General features: G+C 53.0%; 16 protein-coding genes. 5 read left to right on the top strand and 11 right to left on the bottom strand.

The genetic code is table 11. From position 1 onward, the window contains the following. Position 1: 1 nt before the first annotated feature. Together CCALI_RS01040 and CCALI_RS01035 are read left to right on the top strand one after the other, a co-directional pair. Positions 2-1,234: an ornithine cyclodeaminase, nickel-pincer nucleotide-dependent gene (locus CCALI_RS01040; RefSeq protein WP_016481612.1), complete on the top strand. Its 1,233-nt coding sequence runs from the start codon at positions 2-4 to the stop codon at positions 1,232-1,234. Further along, positions 1,231-2,040: a dimethylarginine dimethylaminohydrolase family protein gene (locus CCALI_RS01035; RefSeq protein WP_016481611.1), complete on the top strand. Its 810-nt coding sequence runs from the start codon at positions 1,231-1,233 to the stop codon at positions 2,038-2,040. The genes CCALI_RS01040 and CCALI_RS01035 overlap by 4 nt, the downstream gene beginning before the upstream one ends. Here CCALI_RS01035 and CCALI_RS01030 read toward each other — a convergent pair. Together CCALI_RS01030 and CCALI_RS01025 are read right to left on the bottom strand one after the other, a co-directional pair. Then, positions 2,026-3,360, bottom strand: coding sequence for a neutral/alkaline non-lysosomal ceramidase N-terminal domain-containing protein (locus tag CCALI_RS01030; RefSeq protein WP_016481610.1), 1,335 nt, complete (start codon positions 3,358-3,360; stop codon positions 2,026-2,028). The genes CCALI_RS01035 and CCALI_RS01030 overlap by 15 nt on opposite strands. A gap of 4 nt (positions 3,361-3,364) precedes the next feature. Further along, positions 3,365-4,285 (bottom strand): GHMP family kinase ATP-binding protein, encoded by a 921-nt coding sequence (locus tag CCALI_RS01025; protein ID WP_016481609.1) that lies wholly within the window; start codon positions 4,283-4,285, stop codon positions 3,365-3,367. 100 nt (positions 4,286-4,385) lie between these two features. On the opposite strand from CCALI_RS01025, the gene CCALI_RS01020 reads away from it, so the two are divergent. Then, on the top strand, positions 4,386-6,323 hold the full coding sequence (locus tag CCALI_RS01020; protein WP_016481608.1) for a putative alpha-L-arabinofuranosidase: 1,938 nt from the start codon (positions 4,386-4,388) through the stop codon (positions 6,321-6,323). Between the two features lie 19 nt (positions 6,324-6,342). Here CCALI_RS01020 and CCALI_RS01015 read toward each other — a convergent pair whose 3' ends face one another. Then, entirely contained in the window at positions 6,343-7,338 is a 996-nt protein-coding gene (locus tag CCALI_RS01015; RefSeq protein ID WP_016481607.1) for a GHMP family kinase ATP-binding protein, read from the bottom strand. A 117-nt stretch (positions 7,339-7,455) separates the two neighbouring features. On the opposite strand from CCALI_RS01015, the gene CCALI_RS01010 reads away from it, so the two are divergent. Continuing rightward, positions 7,456-8,439, top strand: a complete 984-nt coding sequence (locus CCALI_RS01010; RefSeq protein WP_016481606.1) for an ROK family protein — start codon at positions 7,456-7,458, stop codon at positions 8,437-8,439. Between the two features lie 22 nt (positions 8,440-8,461). Here CCALI_RS01010 and CCALI_RS01005 read toward each other — a convergent pair whose 3' ends face one another. Then, entirely contained in the window at positions 8,462-9,466 is a 1,005-nt protein-coding gene (locus CCALI_RS01005) for an ABC transporter substrate-binding protein (protein ID WP_016481605.1), read from the bottom strand. A 37-nt stretch (positions 9,467-9,503) separates the two neighbouring features. Further along, a complete protein-coding gene (locus tag CCALI_RS01000; protein ID WP_172636610.1) occupies positions 9,504-10,523 on the bottom strand; it encodes an ABC transporter permease in 1,020 nt (339 codons plus the stop codon). 228 nt (positions 10,524-10,751) lie between these two features. Between CCALI_RS01000 and CCALI_RS00995 the strand changes: the two genes are divergently transcribed. Continuing rightward, entirely contained in the window at positions 10,752-11,807 is a 1,056-nt protein-coding gene (locus tag CCALI_RS00995; protein ID WP_016481603.1) for an endonuclease/exonuclease/phosphatase family protein, read from the top strand. Here CCALI_RS00995 and CCALI_RS00990 read toward each other — a convergent pair. From CCALI_RS00990 to pilM, 6 genes are all read right to left on the bottom strand, one after another. Further along, positions 11,804-12,598, bottom strand: coding sequence for an alpha/beta hydrolase (locus CCALI_RS00990; RefSeq protein ID WP_016481602.1), 795 nt, complete (start codon positions 12,596-12,598; stop codon positions 11,804-11,806). The genes CCALI_RS00995 and CCALI_RS00990 overlap by 4 nt on opposite strands. Before the next feature lie 6 nt (positions 12,599-12,604). Then, the gene (gene msrB / locus CCALI_RS00985) at positions 12,605-13,015 is read right to left on the bottom strand and encodes a peptide-methionine (R)-S-oxide reductase MsrB (protein WP_016481601.1); all 411 of its coding nucleotides are present in this window, start codon (positions 13,013-13,015) and stop codon (positions 12,605-12,607) included. Between the two features lie 192 nt (positions 13,016-13,207). Beyond that, positions 13,208-16,051 carry a secretin N-terminal domain-containing protein gene (locus CCALI_RS00980; protein ID WP_016481600.1) on the bottom strand — a complete coding sequence of 948 codons (2,844 nt, stop codon included), beginning with the start codon at positions 16,049-16,051 and terminating at the stop codon, positions 13,208-13,210. Next, the gene (locus CCALI_RS00975; protein ID WP_016481599.1) at positions 16,048-16,926 is read right to left on the bottom strand and encodes a hypothetical protein; all 879 of its coding nucleotides are present in this window, start codon (positions 16,924-16,926) and stop codon (positions 16,048-16,050) included. The genes CCALI_RS00980 and CCALI_RS00975 overlap by 4 nt, the downstream gene beginning before the upstream one ends. Continuing rightward, positions 16,907-17,503: a type 4a pilus biogenesis protein PilO gene (gene pilO / locus CCALI_RS00970; protein ID WP_016481598.1), complete on the bottom strand. Its 597-nt coding sequence runs from the start codon at positions 17,501-17,503 to the stop codon at positions 16,907-16,909. The genes CCALI_RS00975 and pilO overlap by 20 nt, the downstream gene beginning before the upstream one ends. Continuing rightward, a complete protein-coding gene (pilM, locus tag CCALI_RS00965; protein ID WP_016481597.1) occupies positions 17,490-19,520 on the bottom strand; it encodes a pilus assembly protein PilM in 2,031 nt (676 codons plus the stop codon). Before pilM ends, pilO begins: the two co-directional genes overlap by 14 nt. Between the last annotated feature and the right edge of the window lie 24 nt (positions 19,521-19,544).

The raw sequence follows: 19,544 nt of genomic DNA, 5'->3' as shown, positions 1-19,544 counted from the left end.
GATGCCCTCTGAGATCGTTCGCCTAGATGGACATATTATCGACTCGCTCACCCTCTCAAAAGTCCTCGACATCATCCTCAAAGAGGGGGGTGAATATCGTGTGCTGCGCTTTCAAATGGGCGCAACACGCTCCGATCCGAGTCATGCTGAGATAGAGATCAGTGCTCCAGATAATGAAACGCTGGAACGCATCCTTCATGCAACCGGCCAACATGGCACGGAGCGCACAGCGGGAGAGGTCCGATTGGTGCCTGCCCCGAAGGATGGTGTGCTTCCCGAAGGCTTCTACGCCACAACCAATCTCGAAACCCACGTGCGACTAGGTAACGAATGGATCCCCGTGCAGTTCATTGAGATGGATTGCGCCATCGTCGTCGAACACAAGGAGGGTACGCCCATCGCACGTTGTACCCCCATGCATCATGTGCGTGAAGGGGAACTCGTCGTTGTTGGTGATACCGGTGTGCGCGTTACCCCTGTTGAACGGCGAGAACCGGACGATGTGTTTAGCTTTATGGGGAGCGATGTCTCCACCGAACGTCCAAAAGAGCGCGTCGTCGCCGCTATCGTGCACGCGATGAAAGAGACGCGACAGGAGGGAAAGAAAATTCTGTTTGTGGGTGGCCCGGCTATCATCCACACAGGTGCCGGCCACTACCTCGAAGCCATCATTCGTGCAGGATGGATAGACGTGCTTTTCGCAGGTAATGCGTTGGCTGCCCACGATATCGAGGGAGCGCTTTTCGGTACCTCTTTAGGAGTCGAGATCGCCACTGGAACGGCCATGCCTCATGGCCATGAAAACCATCTGCGTGCCATCAACGCTATAAGGGCCTATGGCTCTATCCGTCACGCGGTTGAAGCAGGCTTTCTTCGATCCGGCATTATGCACGCCTGTATCACCACAAATACCCCCTTCGTGTTAGCCGGTTCTATTCGTGACGACGGCCCCCTGCCCGACGTCATCACCGACGTTGTCGAAGCCCAAGATAAGATGCGCCAACATGTACGCGGAGTCGGCGTTGCCATCATGGTAGCAACCACCCTTCATTCGGTGGCAACCGGTAATCTCCTGCCTGCCTCCGTTCGTACCCTCTGTGTCGACTCCGACCCAGATACGGTTATTAAACTGATGGATCGGGGAACCCATCAGGCGTTTGGCCTCGTAACCGACTGCGAATTCTTCCTTAAAGAACTGGCAGCTCAACTGCCAAACGTCAAAGTCGTGAAATGACCGCTGCCTCTACTATCCACCAGGTTTTAATGTGCCCACCTACGGCCTACGACGTCTGCTATGAGATCAACCCATGGATGCATCTTGAAAACCGACCCGATCGATCTCTTGCTGCTAAACAGTGGGATGCGCTCTATCAAGTGCTGGCCACTAAAATAGGCCTTACCGTCCATCTGATTCCACAGCCACCCGAATGTCCCGACATGGTGTTCACAGCAAACGCCGGCCTCGTTTACGAAGGGAAAGCGCTGCTTTCCCAGTTTCGATACCCGCAACGTCAGCCCGAAGTAGCTTACTTCCGAACCTGGTTTGAACAACAGGGATATCAGGTAATAACCCCGCCATCCAATTGCCATTTCGAAGGAGAGGGCGATGCGCTGTTTGTAGGAGATGTGCTTGCGGCTGGCTACCTCAAACGGAGCGATATCTGTTCCCATCGTTGGCTCGCCGACACCCTGGGCCTGCCTGTCCTTTCCTTAGAACTCGTAGATGACCGATGGTATCATCTCGACACCTGCTTCCTACCTCTCGAAGCCCATCTGGTCGCCTACTATCCCGAAGCTTTCGATGATTATGCCCGAACGGTTATCGAAAACAACTTTGAAACCATTCCCGTCTGTGAAGAGGAGGCCTTACGCTTCGCCTGTAACGCCGTGGTGATAGGCCACCAAGTTGTTTTGCCGACCGGTTGCCCCCAACTAACAGATGCACTGCAACAGAGAGGTTTCGTGTGCTATGCCGTGGAGATGTCGGAGTTCCTTAAGGCAGGAGGAGCTGCAAAGTGCCTTACCCTACTGCTCCGCTGAGGAGTTTCTTTCCTGCGATAATCCCCTCGATACAGCTCGCTCGAGAACGTCTCCTAGTTGAGGGCCGTAAAACGACATGCCCGCCTCATAGCCTCCATGCTGGTACTGTTTCGCAGTAAGTGCGTAGGCCAACCAGTCGTTAACGAGAGCCACTATGGCAACCCGATGATATCCCTTTTCCTCCGCCTCACGCCTCAGGGCTACTCCCAGAGCGCCTGTAGGCTCACAAGGCATGCCGATAAGTAGCAGCCGATGAATACAAACAAAGGATATTGTTGTGGTAGACGGCATGAGCTGCCTCACCCTGTTTTGAGCATCAGGAATGGAGATCCCTAAACTCCCTGCAGCAGCCAGATAAAGACCATTTGGTTGGCGTCTTGGCAATATCACGGAGGTTTGCCAAGCTTTTACCGGCACCGGCACGTCGTAAACGATAGTGGGAATAAGCCGTAGAACCGCAGCAGCCATGGCCTTCCCATACTGTTCAACTGCTTGCTCCTCCGTGAGCCCCCGCGAATCTGGAGGAGCGGCATCGCCTTCTGCGCCGTTCAAAAACAGACAGACGCCCCCGTAGCGCTTCTCAATCGCCTGTTCCATAACTCCAGGCCAGTCTGCGGAGATTTCTAGCATCTTCGCTGTGTAAATGGTTGGATGGGAAGCAAATACTACCAATTCGGCAATCGAGCGTAAATCTTTCCGACGAACAACGCGCAGCACCGTCAACTGCCTGTCCAACACCGGGTCGTCACGCCGATTGCGATTCAGTCCTTCTACCTCAGTTGTGGTGTAGCCTAGAAGTGCCGGCACGCGATTCTCATACGCCTGTTTCACAGCAAGCGCAATGTGATATGCCGTCCAACGAAGAAGCTGCGGATTAAAACAGCTCCAACCTTTGGGCTGCGTAAAGGTATTGGCAGGGTCCATTGCCAGAGGATCGGGAGCGCTGTGAGTATGCGTAGCCGCCAAGAACAGATGGCTACCGGTTAACTCGACCAACCTCATCTGCCGTAGGTCTTGTGCTACGGCCTGCACGATGCCCGAAGGTAAAAAGCAGAGATCTACCGAGACAATGGCGACAAGCTGACCTCCGCTACCAAGCACTAAAGCACGGGCGAAAACGGGGTCATGCACCCCCATCGCCAGAGCCCCCTTGCGAGCGGCATATCCTCCTAATGGCACCCTGACCGCAGCGCCAACGGGTGTGATGTTGACGCTTGCTGCACCCGCTACAAAAGCAGATGCCCCAAGGGCCTTCCCATCAGAAAAGAGGAGGCTCAGCATCCAACTCAAAAGGATAGCCACAGCAACCTTCTTTGTCATCAAACTACTCCTCACGCGTCACCTCCAAGCCCTTCCATTCGAAATGAAAAGGAATAATGCGTGCACCTGCTTTGGATAACGCCATGGCCACCTCATTCGCTTTGCCCTCCTTCGCACAGAAAAGCAGGCATCCGCCCCCACCAGCACCACATGCCTTGCCGCCAATGGCACCAGCCTTACTGGCCACCTCAAACAACAGTTCTATTTGATCGTTTGTTATCGAGGGGTCAAGCGCCTTCTGATGCTGCCAGTTCTCGCTCAAAATAGAGGCAAATTGGGCGATGTCCTCTCCTAATAACGCTTCACGCATCCGTAAGGCACAATCACGAAGCCCATATAGTGCTTGTACCGTTTGAGGAACTCCTCTCTTGAAAGCGCCCCAAACGTGCGCATGAATGCTGCCTGATAGCCGCGGCTTGCCTGTATAACACAGCACTAAACGCTGCTCTAACATTTCTATGAACTTTGGCGAGATGGCGAGCCTTTCCACATGCACTTTCTGATTGAACGTCATAAAGTTCACCCCACCGAAGGCTGCAGCATACTGATCTTGTTTCCCGCCCAGAATCCCTAACATCTCCTCTAACTGATACGCAAGTTCTGCAATGCGTGCTCTGTCTTCTTCTGAAGCGATCTGAGAGTGAATAAGGCTTAGCCACACAACATTCAGGGCAGCCGACGTTCCTAGCCCTGAGCCAGAAGGAAGATCACACCTATAGGCCACTCTTAAGCCCTCTTGGCTGCCTGCCAAAGCCACGGGAAAGCTCAACGCCTCTGGCTCTTCATAAACTTCCAGCTCTCCAGAAACATAGTGATTGATAGTAGCGTTCACTACAGCGCCCCCAGCTCCTAGTGCAAAAAGATTCACATCGGTCCAACCCCCAGCGAAGTCGATACGCACCGGAGCGTGGCTCTTAACCAACATCGTGCTATGCAAACCTCCATTGACGAAATTGCCTCAATCTGCCATGCTTGTAATGAACTCCATTTTGTTAGTAAAACCCATCTATTAGGAGGTACCCAAGATGCACCTCTCCCACGCGAGGAAATGGTTATACTATCTTTCTCTTCTCGTGCTAGGCCTCGGAGTTGTCCAAGCCGCCCATGCCCAAAATCTCGTCATCTATACCGGCAAACTAGAAAACGGCTGGCAGAACTGGTCATGGTGCCAAACAGAGCTTGGGAACACACGTTTTACGTATGCCGGTGAACCGAGTATTCAGGTGCACTACACAGCTCCTTCGCAAGGATTCTACCTGGCTCATGAACCATTTAAGACGGACGGGTATACGGCACTCAGCTTCTGGATTAACGGAGGGAACACGGGAAATCAGCACATACAGGTGGCAGGCCTGCTCGATCGCAAAGCGCAGCCAGCAGTGCCCTTGGCCTCCTTCATCAAGGGAGGCGCGATTTTAGCCGATCGGTGGCAAGAAGTCGTTATACCCTTAGCAGCGCTTCATGTTGATCATGCAGCTAACTTCACCGGTTTTTGGCTGCAAGATGCCTCTGGAACCGCTCAACCGCCTTTCTATCTCGCTGCTATTCGCCTGCTGGCTGCTCCTCCACCCGCTCAAATTCGGCTGGATGTAGATGTTCAGCATATTCTTCGAAACGTTTCGCCCATCGCCATCGGCCTCAATACGGCTTGCTGGGACTCTCATCTCAACACACCAGCGACCATAGAGCTGCTCTCGCCCCTTCATATTAACATTCTCCGCTTTCCCGGCGGCTCTACTTCTGACGGCTATCACTGGCAAACGAATAACTCCGACAACAATACCTGGAAATGGGCTACCGATTTCGACAGCTTTGCACACATCGCACAAGCGCTCCATACGCAGGCCTTTATCACCGTCAACTACGGTTCCGGAACTCCGCAAGAAGCAGCGGCGTGGGTGCGCTATGCCAATATCGAAAAACACTACGGTTTCAAATATTGGGAGATCGGCAACGAATGCTACGGAAACTGGGAAGAAGATCACCATCCGATTCCTCATGATCCCTACACCTATGCCGTAGAAGCGGCTCAATTTATTACCCAAATGAAAGCCGTAGATCCCTCTATTAAAGTTGGCGTCGTCGCTGTCGTCGGTGAGGATTCTTTCGCCAATAATAAAAATCATGCTGCCGTGAACCCACGTACCCACCAAACCCACTACGGCTGGACTCCAGTCATGCTCTCAACTCTTCACCAACTAGGAGTCTTACCCGACTTCCTCATCTACCACCGCTACGAACAAAATCCGGGCAACGAGAGTGATGCCTTCCTTCTCCAAGCCGCTCGCACTTGGCCAAACGATGCGGCGAACCTCCGACAGCAGCTCTCGGACTATCTTGGCAGCGATGGCGACAAGGTTGCGCTGGTGTGCACGGAGAACAACTCTGTTTCTTACAACCCCGGCAAGCAGACCACCAGTCTTGTTAACGGCCTCTATCTTGCCGATAGCGTGGCCAACCTTCTGAAAACGGAATTCCAGTCCATTTGTTGGTGGGACTTACGCAACGGCCCCAGCCCCAATAACAACAATAGTTCCACTCTCTATGGATGGCGCAACTACGGCGACTATGGTATTGTGTCGCCTCAAAACGACCGCTATCCAACCTACTACGTTTTCAAACTGCTTGCCTACTTTGCCAACAGCGGCGATCAGATCGTCAGCGCCTCAAGTAACTACGATCTGCTCTCCATCTATGCCGCGCGTCATCCAAATGGCTCCCTCTCGCTGCTCATTATTAACAAAAGCCCCGATCAGACGCTCACTGGCGAAATTCACTTGGCAGGCTTCAACCCCCAGCGTGCCGCACTCTGTTATTCCTACGGCATCCCTCAAGATGACGCTGCGCGCACAGGCAAAGGTTCTCCAGACCTGGCGATGACAAGGTGCACTGTTCCAGGGGCCACATTTCGTTTTCAGTTCGCCCCTTATTCAGCAAATGTGCTCCTCTTAAAAGGAAAGTAGCTGAAGCTAGCGACACCAGTTAGTTTTCCGCTTCTATCGTTAACCCCGGCCGAGGTGCTGGGGTTAATAGCTTTTCTGCGCCGGCGTCTAGTAGCGCCTGTACAACTTTTTCGTGATCCTTTACGAGCACGATAATTGTGCCGCCTCCACCAGCACCAGCAAGCTTGGCGCCCCACGCACCGGATCGAAGCGCAGCCTCGATCAAACGATCGTTCTCTAAACCCGAACCGCCTAATGCAGCAACTATCGCATGGTTTTCGTTCATGACCTCACCGAGCTTCTGCCAATCTTGCTCAATGAGCGCACGCTTCCCTCTACGTGCTAAAGCCATGATACGGGTATAGCCGCTCCTTACCTCTGTATCCCCCTCCTCCCAACGCTGGCGGGGAGATTTGTGAACCGTCCCAGAATGATGTTGAACACCCGTATGTGCCAGAAGAAGGGGTGGTACAGAACAGCGTTCAGTCAAAGGCTCAATGGTGGCTAAAGGCTCATCCTCCCTCTGTTCAAGGCTCTCTTTTCCATAAAAATCCATAAAGTTGAGGCCGCCAAAAACCGCCATGTGCTGATCCTGAAATCCACACAGTACACCAAGCAGTCTTGCCTCGATCTTTCGAACCGTCTCTGCTAAAGCATAAAGGTTGAACTGTAGGTTTTGCCAACGCACAATAGCGCCAACAATGGCCGTCAGCATGGCCGTAGATCCGGCCAGTCCCGCCTGCATAGGTATCTCCGTCCAAACCCGTACCTGAACTGGAGTGGCCCCTGGATCGATATCAAAATAGGCAAATGCAGCCCGTAGGATGTCGAGCTTATCTCCCCGCAGACGCAGATCCTCCTTGCTGCGCACGAGGCTATGTTGGTCTTCATTCTGAAAAAGTGTCTCCTCTCCACGAGGTTCTAGTTCACAAAAGGCGCGCTCTTGAGTCGTACAAGAGAGCACGCACCCCCCGTACATATCGGTTGGATTTCCGACAATACCGCATCGCCCTGGTGCGTGGGCACGTATCTTCACAATGCTACCTCCTCTCTAGCAGGAAAAAAGGGACTCTCTACGGAATGTTTATATACCCTTCTCTCTGCACTTACACTCTCGAAAATCTTTTTAGTTACCATTCAGATACCAAAAACTATGCCTGCTAACTATGTTCTCGGTTTCGACATCGGCGGTACGAAAAGTGCCGTTATTCTCGCCACAACAGATAGCACGTTGCGTGCGAGAATGCAGATGCCAACTCGCCCGCAGATGCGTGATGCCGAAACAGTTCTTTCAGAACTCACCGATTTAGCCCGGGCGCTCCTTGAAGAGGAAAATATAAGCCAGGATGATCTTGCCGGCATCAGCGTTGTTTGCGGAGGGCCGCTAGACCTCGAAAAGGGGCTTATCTGCTCTCCTCCAAACCTCCCAGGCTGGGACAACGTGCCGATCGTCTCTTTTGTGCAAGAGCGTTTCCACCTCCCCGTGGTTCTAGAAAACGATGCCAATGCCGGCGCCCTCGCAGAGTGGCTTTTTGGGGCCGGTAAAGGAGCCTCTCACTTAATTTATCTCACCATGGGCACCGGCATTGGCGGTGGTCTTATTCTGGATGGAAAGCTCTACCATGGGAAGCAGGGACTGGCCGGTGAGATCGGCCACCAAACCATCCTGCCCAATGGTCCCCTCTGCGCCTGTGGCAAACAGGGTTGCTTGGAAGCACTTGCCTCCGGCCCAGCCATCGCACGGCTCGCCAGGGAAAGCTTAATGTATGGCCGGCACAAACGTGTCCTTAGCATGGCCGACGGGAAACCAGCCAATATTACAGCAGAACACGTTATCGCTGCCGCTAAAGAGGGCGATAACTTCGCCCAGGGGCTTCTGGAAGAGGTGGGCACCTACCTCGGTATCGGCCTCGCTAACGTGCTTCAGATTCTTAACCCCGAATGCGTTATTCTTGGGACCATAGCGGTTCATGCTGGCGAGTGCCTACTGGAGCCGGTACGTAAGGCAGTCGCTGAGCGCTGCTGGGCAAGAATCGCCGCGGGCTGCCGTATTCTGCCGGCAGGGCTTGGCATACAGGTGCAGGACTACGCAGCTGTCGCCCCCCTCCTCTACCGTCTGCATCATGAAGAAGGTTAGTCGCCCTGAGCTCAAAGCCTGTTTATGAGCTACCCGGATGCAGTAACCTCTGAATCTGCGGGTCGTTTATGTTCTGCTGAGTCACCACCGTCACGCCACTATCAATAAAGCGCGGTTGGGGCGCTGGCTTTTTGGCAAGCGCGTTCAAGACCTCAATAACCCCTTGATAACCCATCTGATAGGGGTTCTGCACGATCAAGGCTTGAATAATGCCTTGTTTGAGGTCGTTTATCTCATCATCGGAAGCATCAAATGCCACGATTTTCACCTTACCTACCAGCCCACTCTGCCGTAGATAGTTAGCTGCACCAACTCCTCCAGGCTGATTGGCTGCAAATATCCCGTTGAGATCGGGGTGAGCCGTCAGCATGTTGGCCGTCTGGTTTACTGCCTTGCCCGTATCGCTATCGTCGTAAAGCGTCGTTACTACGGTGATGCCAGGATATTTTCTAATCTCCTCGGTGAAGCCCTTTAGCCGATCGTCGTTGGATGCCGCACCCTGTAGGAAGCCAAGAATACCCACTTTGCCTTTTTGACCTATCGCGGCAGCAAGGGCGTCCGCGGCCTTCTTACCCCCCTCTTCGTTGTTCGTGGCGATATAGCAATAGGAGGGATCCTCTTTCGGGTCTAGCCCAGAATCGATGGTCACCACGGGAATGCCTCGGCGTAGTGCATCCTCCACCGGGCGCAGCAAAGCGTGGGTATCACAGGCCGCCAAGACAATGCCCTTGACACCCGCATTAATTTTATCTTCTACAAGATTGATCTGGCCGGTAATATCTGTTTCCAGCTTCGGACCATCGAAATCTATTTTCACGCCATGTTCTCTGCCAGCAGCCTCAGCACCCGCTTTTACCCCCAACCAGTAGGAGTTCGCCGTTCCTTTTGGAATCACTGCAATGACAGTCTGGTTCGTGTTGCTTCCCGCCTGCCCACTTGGGCTAGCGCTCTTTTGACAGCCGCTTACCCCAGCTCCAAGTAACCCTAAAACAAGCAGAAGTGTACAGTAACTCCTATCGAATCGCATATTCTACTCCTGATTATTTACTCCTTTGTCATTTCAGCTAACTGGTGCGGAGCGCCCGTCGTCCTGGCCCAAATCGATCGTACAGCACGGCCACTACGATCACCAAACCGATGATAACCTCTTGCAGGTCAGGGCCATATCCCAGCAGAGCGCATCCGTTCCGAATGGTGTAGATAAGTGCTGCTCCCAAAATCGTTCCTGGAATACCTCCCTGTCCACCGAACAAAGAGGTCCCACCGAGGACGGCAGCTGCGATCGAGTCAAGCTCATAGCCCACGCCAGCATCACGCGAGGCCACGCTTGCCCTCGAAACGCTCACCACTGCCGCTACTCCAGAGAGAAAACCCGATAACATAAATACGGTAATGATCACTCGGGCCACACGAACCCCCGACAGCCGTGCGGCTTCCGCGTTACCTCCGATAGCATACACCTGGCGCCCCCACCGAGTTTTCGATAAGGCAATATGTACCACGATGGCTGTGAGAATCAGCATTAGCGCTGCATAAGGAATTCCATCACGCGTCGGACCACCGAATAGCTCTCCATAACCAAACACCTGAAACGACTGAGGGGTAGACACATCCTGATCGCCCGATAGCAACCCAGCAGCGCCATGCGCGACCTCCATCATGCCTAAAGTGACGATAAAGGAGGGAATACGCCCGTAGGCAGTAATCAGACCGTTGACAGTGCCAAAAATCAATCCGGTAGCACAAGCGATCAGTACGCCTATAGGCACACTTACATGATAGGTGTGCATAGCTACGGCTGCGGCTACTCCCGAAAACGCCATAATGGCTCCCACAGAGAGATCAATCTGTGCAGCGATAATAACTGCCGTCTGACCACAAGCAAGTATCGCCACAACCGCTGATTGAACAACGATCTGCTTGAGATTGTCCCGAGTTGCGAAATTAGGTGATAGGCGCCATAATACCAAACACAAGATCACTAAAAAGGAAAGAGGAGCGAGCACACCCGAGTAGGCAGCCCACATGGAGGCACGCTTCTCGGCTAGTAGGGACAGTGTTCGACCTTCTCTAGATATGGACAAACCGCGGAACCCCTCCTTAGTAACGCAAAAAACTTTCCGCACGACAATTCTTAAGCGCATGTAATTTCGCACCTAAGCGGCTGAATTCCTGCTCATTAAACAGCACTCACTCATGCCGTATAATAAAAAACAGCCCTTTACCCTTAGGGAAACGCTCATCCTAACCGATAAATTGGAAGCAAGACCATTTCACCCATAGACCCAAACGACATAGCTGGAGAAGAAAACGTGGCGATTCCCGCACGTCCGGTTGAGTGGCGCAGTTATCCCTCAGCACACTCCCAGCCGCGCATCCGTGCCCGCAGATGGCGCAGACGGCTTACCATTTTAGCTCTCTTGCAGTTTCTCTTTCCGGCACTCGCCACTCTACTCCAACTTTACGGACCCGAAAGAACAACTTTTGGCATTGTCGTTCTCTACTTGCCTTCATGGATATGGGGATTGCCGGCCCTGATTCTTTTGCTCCCTATGCTCCGCTATGCTCCGAGGAAATTGGGGCTACCTATCATCAGTCTTTTGTGGGTCGCCGGCCCATTAATGGGGTTCTGTTGGCATACATCCATTTCACCCTCTCATTCTATCCCAACCTTGCGCATTATGACCTACAATGTGAAATGGGGGCGACGCAACCCACAAGCCATCGCAGAAACAATCAGACGTTTTCATCCCGATGTTTTGGTGATGCAGGATTCTGCCAATATCCTTAACAGTCCTGTTCAAGGGGCTCTACATGGCTACTACACGAAAACGCTCTACCAATGCAGCGTGGCTAGTCGCTATCCTATTCTCAATGCACGCTCACTTTCACTGAGCCCGGGCGATCCAAACTACCACGCTATGCAGTTTCAGATTCGATTTGACAAGCACCTTGTTACGATCTTCTCCGTGCACCTTCTCTCACCTCGTTGGGCACTGCTCGATTTGATCAAAGGCCATACTGATGTTTTACAGGAGGATGCGCGACATCGTCTTGCTCAAGCCACTGGCCTTTTGAAGCTCCTGCCATCTCAGGAGCCAACCATCGTTGCCGGAGACTTTAACTCCCCTCCTGCCTCTTTGGTCTGTCGAATACTGGAACGAGAGGGACGTCTACAGGACGCTTTTTCCAAAGCAGGTCGCGGCTATGGCTATACCTACGGTCAATATCTGCTGCCTCCCTTTCCCTTTTTACGGATTGACCATATCTTCACCAGCCCGCAGTGGCAGATATACAACTGCCAAACGGGTGACGGCGTGGGCTCTGACCACTGTCCAGTCGTAGCCGATCTTGCGCTTGTAAGCTAAACCTGATCGAGACTCAATATCGGTCGGAAAAACTGTAAGGTCTCCTGCACATGCCGATCCCAATAAGACCAATCGTGTCCACCTGGAAACTCTTCGTACTGGTGTGGGTAACCAATCTCAGCAAGATAGGAGTGGAAGCTGCGATTCTGATCGAGCAAGAAATCTTCCGTGCCGCAATCAAAGCGTAAGGCTGGACGTAGAGATTGCGGAACCTGCTTGGCAAGCGCATAAAGATCGTTCGTGCTGCCTACCGGGTCTTCACCAAAAATCCGCACCATCTCACGCATCCAACGCCTTCGCTCCTCAAGGTTCGCGTCGTCCCCTACACTATCTACTTCCTCTGGTCTCAGGGGAAAATGGCCTATGCCCAACGCTCCGGAATGGCTAACAGCTGCGCAGAACTTGTTTGGGTATTTCAGTGCTAGCTTGAACGCCCCATATCCACCCATCGAAAGACCCGCCACACACCTTCCTGCTCGTTCTGCGCGCGTTGGAAAAAGCGAATCTACAAGGTTCATGAGGTCCAAGACAATAGCCGTTTCGCTTGCCGGTCCTTCAACGGCATCGGTATACCAACCACGACCGTTATCCGGCATAACAACGATAAGGGGAAGGTCTTGCACATAGCGCTCGATAGAGGTTCGCCGATGCCAAATCGTGTGATCGTCTGAAAGGCCGTGCAGTAGGTAGAGCACCGAAAAAGGCCCCTTCTTGCCTTCCGGTAGAATAATATTTGCCGCCGTCTGTTTTTGAAGCGCCGGGCTAAAATACTTCAGTTCGCAAAAAGCCATCGGTAGTTAGCCCTGCTCCTCTCTCTTATGAAACTGCAAGGAGGCGGAGTTAATGCAGTACCTCTTGCCCGTTGGGCGAGGACCGTCATCAAACAGGTGTCCTAAATGCCCTCCACATTTGGCGCAGCGCACCTCAATGCGATGCATTCCGTGACTGTAGTCGTCCAAAAGCTCAAGCTTTTGCTCATCTACGGCATCCCAAAAGCTCGGCCAGCCCGACCCCGATTCATACTTCGTATCCGATGTAAATAACACCTCACCGCATCCAGCACAGGCATAGACGCCCGTCTCATGATTTTTATAGTACTTTCCCGTGAAAGCCGGTTCGGTCCCTGCCTGTCGTAACACATAGTACTGCTCAGGTGTTAATATCTTGCGCCACTCTTCTTCACTTCGCACGATCTTCTCCTGGCCCATTTTCTCCTCCAACGTCAGGTTTCGGTAGAAAATGCTCTGTTCTCTTTACTTAAGAATACCCTATACCATAGAGTTCTGTTGTCAAGAAATGTAACGATGGACAGGCTAAACAGATTTTTATCAACCCATAAAAATGAGGTAGGGTACGGGAGCGACTACCGTACCCTACCTTACCTATCCCGCTTTCTCGTCCTACTTTTGTGGAGGAGGCACTGTTGTTTTGGAGGCCGGAGGCGGAGCAAGGTCAGGATGCTCCTTCTTTAAATCTGGCAACTGCTGAACCAAACCCTTCGATTCCTGCTGCGTCATGGTTTGAGCCTCTTGAGTGCTGTTGATCACAACCGGTGTGATAAACAACACTAGCTCCGTACGATTAGTAACGCGCTCGCGTTCACGGAAGAACTGGCCAATGATCGGGATATCCGAAAGCAGAGGAATCTTGTTGACGGTTAGCGTCTCCGTATTTTGAACGAGGCCCCCGATTGCCACCGTTTGTCCACTCTGTACAGTTATCTCAGTGTCTATGTTACGCTCATCCACCACAGGGTATTGGCTTGCATTGGCACCAGAACCCAGCGTCTCAAACTGCTTGAGCGTGCTGGCTTGAGCCACTGCATCTATGGTGACTAATCCATCTCGTGTGATGCGGGGTGTCATATCTATCTGATACCCAACTGGCACCGTAGAGATGTTGTTCGTCACGAAGTTCGACAGTCCGCTAATCGTTTGACCGGAGATATAGGGGATCCGCTCTACCACATTAACCAAAGCCTCCTGCCCATTAGAAGTAAAGACAGTTGGCGTAGCCATTACTTTTACACGGTTATCGCTTTCAAGAGCTTGTAGTAACGCGGTATAGTTCGCCCCGTTCAGCACGAACTGGGCACCTTCAGCAAGCGGATCCAATGAAAGTCCATTCGCGCCGGTGTTGAAACCCGGTGCTTGCAGACCAATCTGCCCAGTAGCTGTGTTCGTTTTACCGAAAAGGTCTTTAAACAGACCGTTCAAGGCAAAACCCAGCTTCTCGTCCTTATCGAGGCTAACTTCAGCCACAATCAACTTGATCATCACCTGGCGTGGCACAACATCAAGTTGATCTATCAGCTCCTTTACCGCCTCATAGTTATCCGGTGTGGTCGTCACTATAACGGCATCACCAGTTGGAGATGGGGTTACATACACGTTATTCTGCAACTGTAAGAGGTTGGCGTACTCTCCGTTGCGTCCGCGTCCATACTGCGGGCCGGTATTCTGTCCCAAACCACGCTGCTGACCGAAGAAACCGCCTCCGAACGGCCGGAAGAACTGGCGGGTCGGCTCTTGCCCAAGGGTGTTAGCCTGATAGGGATCGGTCGTGCCGGGACTGCTTCCACTCTCTACCGAGCCGGCGTCCGCCTGCCCCTGAGGAGCAGCACTATCCGGCGCATTTGGCGGCTGAGGAGGTGCGGCTGAGCGTGTGAACAGCGCGTTGTTGCCGAGCTGGCGATTGATCTTTGGTAGCCCAACTTGGTTGTTTGTAGATGCGCCACCCCCCTCAAAGAAGAAGTTATTAAAGTTGCCAAAACCGTTCTGCTGGCCGGTTCCGAACGCCTGTCCAAGAGCATAGGCGACATCGGCGGCGTTGGCATTCTTAAGTGGAAAAATAAAGGTAGTCGACTCGGCTGGTACCTCCTGGTCAAGCGCATCAATCAGCTTATTGATCGTCTGCATCCGATCAGGGGTTGCAGTAATTAGCACGGAGTTGGTTCGTGGATCGGCTACCACCTTCCCAAATGGGTCCGTGCTCTCCACGGTCTGCTGTTGTTGGTTGCCAAAGAAGGGGTTGAAGAACCCTCCAAACGCTCTCTGCTGGAAGGAAGCGTTCTGTTGATTGGCTTGCGTCGCGCCATACTGATTCGAGAGAACCTGATTCACCAAATTGGCCACATCGGTAGCGTCCGCAAAATTTATTTTGCGGACCACCGTCTGTAGCAGAGCATTCTGATCGGCGTCGAGTCGATCGATAATATCGTGGGCTACACGCTCCTGGTTATCTGGAGAGGCCACAACCAGCACCGAGTTCGTACGTGTATCGGCCACCGCAAAAACGGCGGGTCGGTTCTGCTGTACCTGAGGCTGTTGTCCTGGTTGAAATTGAGGCGGTCCAGGCCTTCCTGGCTCGTTAGCAGCAGGAGTTGTTGTGCCACTCATCTGTTTGAAGACGTTATTGATCACATCGGCGACATCGGTAGCGTTGGCATGACGCAGCGGATAGACTCTTAGCTCGGTTTTGTAGGAACTTTTATCTAACGACTGCACCAGGGCTAAGATGCGCTGCACATTGCTAGCGGTGTCGGTAACCACCAGCGAGTTGGTATCTTGTACCCCAATGAGGCTTGCCCCCTGATTGATCAACGGCTGCAGGTCCTGCGCTAACGACTTTGCATCCGCGTTCTCAAGTGGGATCACCTGCGTCATCACCTGGTTTCTCGGATCAACCGGGGTAGGCCCATTCGGATTAATTCCCGGATTGATCAAGGTGGTATTGCGTGCTGCAGTGGCAAAAGGTTCAATAGAGATGACTCCATTATTCTCGATCGCTGAAAAGCCCCGCACTGCTAACACCTGCTGAAGGATCGTGAAGGCCTGATCGAGCGTCACGGGTGTTGGATTAATGATCGTCACTTTGCCGGAAAGGCTCGGATCGGCCACGATCTCCACGTTGGCCATTTGGGCGTAGAACTGCAGCACATTCATGATGTCTGAGCCGCGGAAGTCAAAAGAGAAGCGCATCCCCTGTCGTCCAGCTACAGCGGCAAAGGGATTGCCACTTCCCCTTTGACGGAATCCTCCAAAGCCACCGGCACCGCCAAAACCTTGTCCGCCACGTGGCTCAATGCGGAACGGTGGATTGCCTCCCTGTGCTGGTGGCCTGCCGTTCGGCGGCCCTTGCTGCCCTTGAGCCCAAACGGGAAGACTAGCTAGGGTCAATAAGGCCACCACACACCCTTGCGAGAGCTTCGCCGAATGGTTCCAAGAGAACTTGTTCTGTCTCATCGTCCAGGGCCTCCATTAAAGAACCTACCACCAGAGAATCTGCCACCGCCCATCTGCCGCATCTGTCGCCAATAAGCACGCATCACGGCTCGATCTTGGTACTGCTGAGGATTGAACTGAGGCACCGAACCGCCCATCATCGGCATGGACATCGTTGGAGCCTGAGGTTGTCCCGCAGCTTGCGTATTCTGGGCTTGTGTATTCGTCTGTTGAGGCACCTCCGCATTCTTATCCAGTGGGGTAATAACAATGCTATCGGAGCGCGTGAGCACAAAAGGTTTATCCCCCAGTTTCATCATGACGACCTGATCGCTCACGTTCTGAACCTGCGCCCCCAGGAAGGAGTCACCGGTACGGATATACCGGCCCTCACCGGTTTTCGAGTTTTCAATGAGGGCGATCGTCTCGTTACCAATATGCACCGTACCGGTATAGGCCCAATCGGCAAACGGATTGACCGGCATAGGTGCCACCGGTGCAGGCAAAGTCGTTGGTTTCGCTGGCGGCGGGCTAGGTGGCTGTGGAGGACTGAACAGACTTCCACGAAGTGCGCTTAGATAGAAATCGAGACTTGGCTGCAGAGCGTGCGTACCTCCGATACCATCATTCACCGATCCAGCATCAGCCAATTGAAGAGCACCACTAGAGGTATTAACAGCTGCTGCCTTTACTTGCAACCGGTGGGTTGCATGTTTCATGTAAGCGGGTGCGGAGCGTAGGGCAACAATCGAAAGAACAAGCGCCCCTCCTGCAACACCGATAAGCGTCCATGGAAACTTTTTGCCTCGGATCTCCTTCTTGAAGAGGGTCTCATAAGGTGCACCGAAGAGCACACCGGGCTGGCCATTAAAACCGTCATTGATTCCCGTTATCATTTTCTTCTCCTCCTTCGCTCGATGCTGCCGAGCTTGCAATTGCGCGCGTATAAGCGGTGATCTGTAACGTTACGGACACCACCTGCTGATGGGTATCTCTTGAACCGACATCGAACTTCTCAACCACCAGATGTCCCTTCGGTTTCTCAATAGCGTAAAGAAACTTCACTACAGCAGGCTGAAAAGGCGCTTGGAAGCGCACTTGAACCGGCACACGCATTAATTGACCCGAAGGGGTTGTCTCTGGCCTTAAAGGCCTGATCTCCGCCAAATGCACCCCCGATTGGGCGGCGCTCTGTTCGAGCTGTTCGATGATTCTGGGCATAAGGGCATCCGGTGGAATATCGTAGGCAAGCGCTTCAATATTTTTTTGTAGGTTATTTTGCTGATCTTCTAATGATCTATACGAGGCCTCATCGGCCCTATACTGACGCTGCGCGACTTCCAGCGGCAAAATCTTTCCCGAAATGCCACCGGTATTCGTTGGTTTTGGCGCAGTAAGCTCCAACCAGGCAGCAAGCAGCACAACTAGCCCCAAGAGCACCAATAAGAACTTATCTCGCTTACCGAGCGTCACTTTGTCCGCCTCCTCCCACTAGTTGTGTCCGCATGGCGGCTTCAGCCACGTTTTGAGAAATCAGCGATGTCATAGCAGGATTCACTCGAAACGTGATCACAAAACTTGTCAGTGTGCCCGCATCTGCCGGAGTCGGGTTAAGCGGCGATGGCAACGTCTTTAGAGGCGCGGCGGCGGTTTCGTTAGTCCGCAGCGACGGAGGGTCATCCCCACGTGGAGTGTTGGGAGACGGACCGCTTAATGGAGGGGCTTGTGGAGGCACTTGTCCTTGAACGGTCGGTTGTGGAGGCCCTCCTGGCGCACCACCCGATTGGAAGCTAGGTTCTCCTCCAAACTGCGCCCGCCCATTAAAACCTGCTGGCCTCGCATTCGGACCAAAACGTCTGAAGGCCCCTCCTTGCTCACCCGAACGAAAACCGTTCATACCTCCGTTTGGCGCGGCAGGCACCCCCCTTTGACTATTTGAGCTGCCTATCCCTGAATTTGTAGAGGTCGGTGAAGGAGCGCTTGGAGACTGCTGCGAATTAACCGATGGGCGAGTCGGTTGGTTCGACGGTAGCGCTGTACTCGCTAAGGATGCGCCATTGCTGCTCTGGCTCGCATCCCCCATAAAACTGAGCTGTACATCAGTAAACGCCTTAGAACGCTGCAAACTTAGCAGTAGGGCTACTGCATCCGACGATTTTTTCGCGTTTCCACGCAACGTAATGACCCCGTTCCGCGTGAAAGAAAGCTGCGTAAGCCAAATGTTTGGCGTCGAGGGCATAGCCTGGGAAAGAGCAGTTAATATGTCCAGAAGTGGGTGGGAACGATCCAAGCCAGATTGCAGCTCCTGATGTACTGTCGTCAGCTTCGTTGTGGCATCCTGCAAGGGTTTCAGCCGATCGTGCTCGAACTTCTGAAGTTTTACATTAGCCTCTAACGTCTCCTGCTGAAGCTGTTCGTGCCTTTGCCACGCGCCGATAGCCCACGTGGTGCCCAAAAAGATCACAATCCCTGCCGCACCAATACCTACGAACCCAAGCCTCTGTTTTATCAGCCGCTGACGGCGTTCAGCAAGCTCAGCTGGAATAAGATTGATAGGCAACAACGGCTCCGATGTGGCCTGAAGTGCCAAACCAATCACACGTGCATAGGCCAGGGTAGAGGCATCGCTCTGTCCTAGCACTGCGCTCCAGGGATAGAACTCCACCGCAATGTCCAGGCTGCCAAGCAGACGGCTGCGTAATAACTCGAGGAAAGCGGTTGGTCCACCTAAAAGATAGAGATTTCCAATACTTCGCTGCCGATACTCGTTCTGATAGGCCGCTAACGAACGCACGACCTCCTCGGCAACGCGATCTGCATGAGCTACCTCATCTCCCCGGGCTCCAACCAACGCAATGCCACGAGTAAAGAAAGCCTGCAGATCGGGAACCACCAAATCCATGCTCTCCGATGTCGCAAACAAGAGAGCCGTTCCTGTGGGGAAATCTGTGCCAAGTTGTGCCAAAGCCGCAGAGGAGATGGTCAGATCGTGTAAGGTGAGCCCTAATCGCTCAAAGGCAGGCAGCACTGCCTCAATAAGATCTTTACGCATGGCAGCTAAAAGCACGCAGTCTACTTCAGCGCCGTCAGCAGCAATTTGTCTCCCTTCTAAGAGACAGTAACTTAAAACTGCCTCATCTACAGGATACAGAATATATTGCTGTGCTTCAAAGCTTACCATGCCCTTTAGCTCTTCCGGCGGCACATGAGGAAGTTGAATGGGGCGCAGCATAGCGAGATGGCGCGGTAAACAGGCAAAGACGTCCTTCGCCGAGATGTTGGCCTGCTGGAGGGCTTGACGTATAGTCTCTACCAGCGCATCGGTGAGTGCAGTTGGGTTCTCCCAAACTCCAGCCGGCAACGCTACTTGGGCATGCCGTAAGAGATGGGGCTGCTTTCCGAATTCACCGCTCGCCCCGCTTGCAACTTCTCCTACCCAAATAGACTCCACTCCTAAGTCTATAGTTACTATGGATCTCTGCGCCCGCATCTTTCGTCTCTCCTTCAATTCCTC

Origin of the sequence: Chthonomonas calidirosea T49, from assembly GCF_000427095.1 — a bacterium.
GTDB lineage: Bacteria > Armatimonadota > Chthonomonadetes > Chthonomonadales > Chthonomonadaceae > Chthonomonas > Chthonomonas calidirosea.
The sequence above is the reverse complement of the archived record's forward strand: the minus strand, read 5'-3'. Positions and strand labels throughout refer to the sequence as shown.

Excerpts from the sequence above, each read along its gene's own strand:
- msrB (WP_016481601.1), bottom strand. The coding sequence starts at position 13,015 with ATGGGCCAGGAGAAGATCGTGCGAAGTGAAGAAGAGTGGCGCAAGATA.
- CCALI_RS00980 (WP_016481600.1), bottom strand. The coding sequence starts at position 16,051 with ATGAGACAGAACAAGTTCTCTTGGAACCATTCGGCGAAGCTCTCGCAA.
- CCALI_RS01030 (WP_016481610.1), bottom strand. The coding sequence starts at position 3,360 with ATGACAAAGAAGGTTGCTGTGGCTATCCTTTTGAGTTGGATGCTGAGC.
- CCALI_RS01010 (WP_016481606.1), top strand. The coding sequence starts at position 7,456 with ATGCCTGCTAACTATGTTCTCGGTTTCGACATCGGCGGTACGAAAAGT.
- CCALI_RS01005 (WP_016481605.1), bottom strand. The coding sequence starts at position 9,466 with ATGCGATTCGATAGGAGTTACTGTACACTTCTGCTTGTTTTAGGGTTA.
- pilM (WP_016481597.1), bottom strand. The coding sequence starts at position 19,520 with ATGCGGGCGCAGAGATCCATAGTAACTATAGACTTAGGAGTGGAGTCT.
- CCALI_RS00990 (WP_016481602.1), bottom strand. The coding sequence starts at position 12,598 with ATGGCTTTTTGCGAACTGAAGTATTTTAGCCCGGCGCTTCAAAAACAG.
- CCALI_RS01040 (WP_016481612.1), top strand. The coding sequence starts at position 2 with ATGCCCTCTGAGATCGTTCGCCTAGATGGACATATTATCGACTCGCTC.
- CCALI_RS01035 (WP_016481611.1), top strand. The coding sequence starts at position 1,231 with ATGACCGCTGCCTCTACTATCCACCAGGTTTTAATGTGCCCACCTACG.
- CCALI_RS01025 (WP_016481609.1), bottom strand. The coding sequence starts at position 4,285 with ATGTTGGTTAAGAGCCACGCTCCGGTGCGTATCGACTTCGCTGGGGGT.
- CCALI_RS01020 (WP_016481608.1), top strand. The coding sequence starts at position 4,386 with ATGCACCTCTCCCACGCGAGGAAATGGTTATACTATCTTTCTCTTCTC.
- CCALI_RS00975 (WP_016481599.1), bottom strand. The coding sequence starts at position 16,926 with ATGATAACGGGAATCAATGACGGTTTTAATGGCCAGCCCGGTGTGCTC.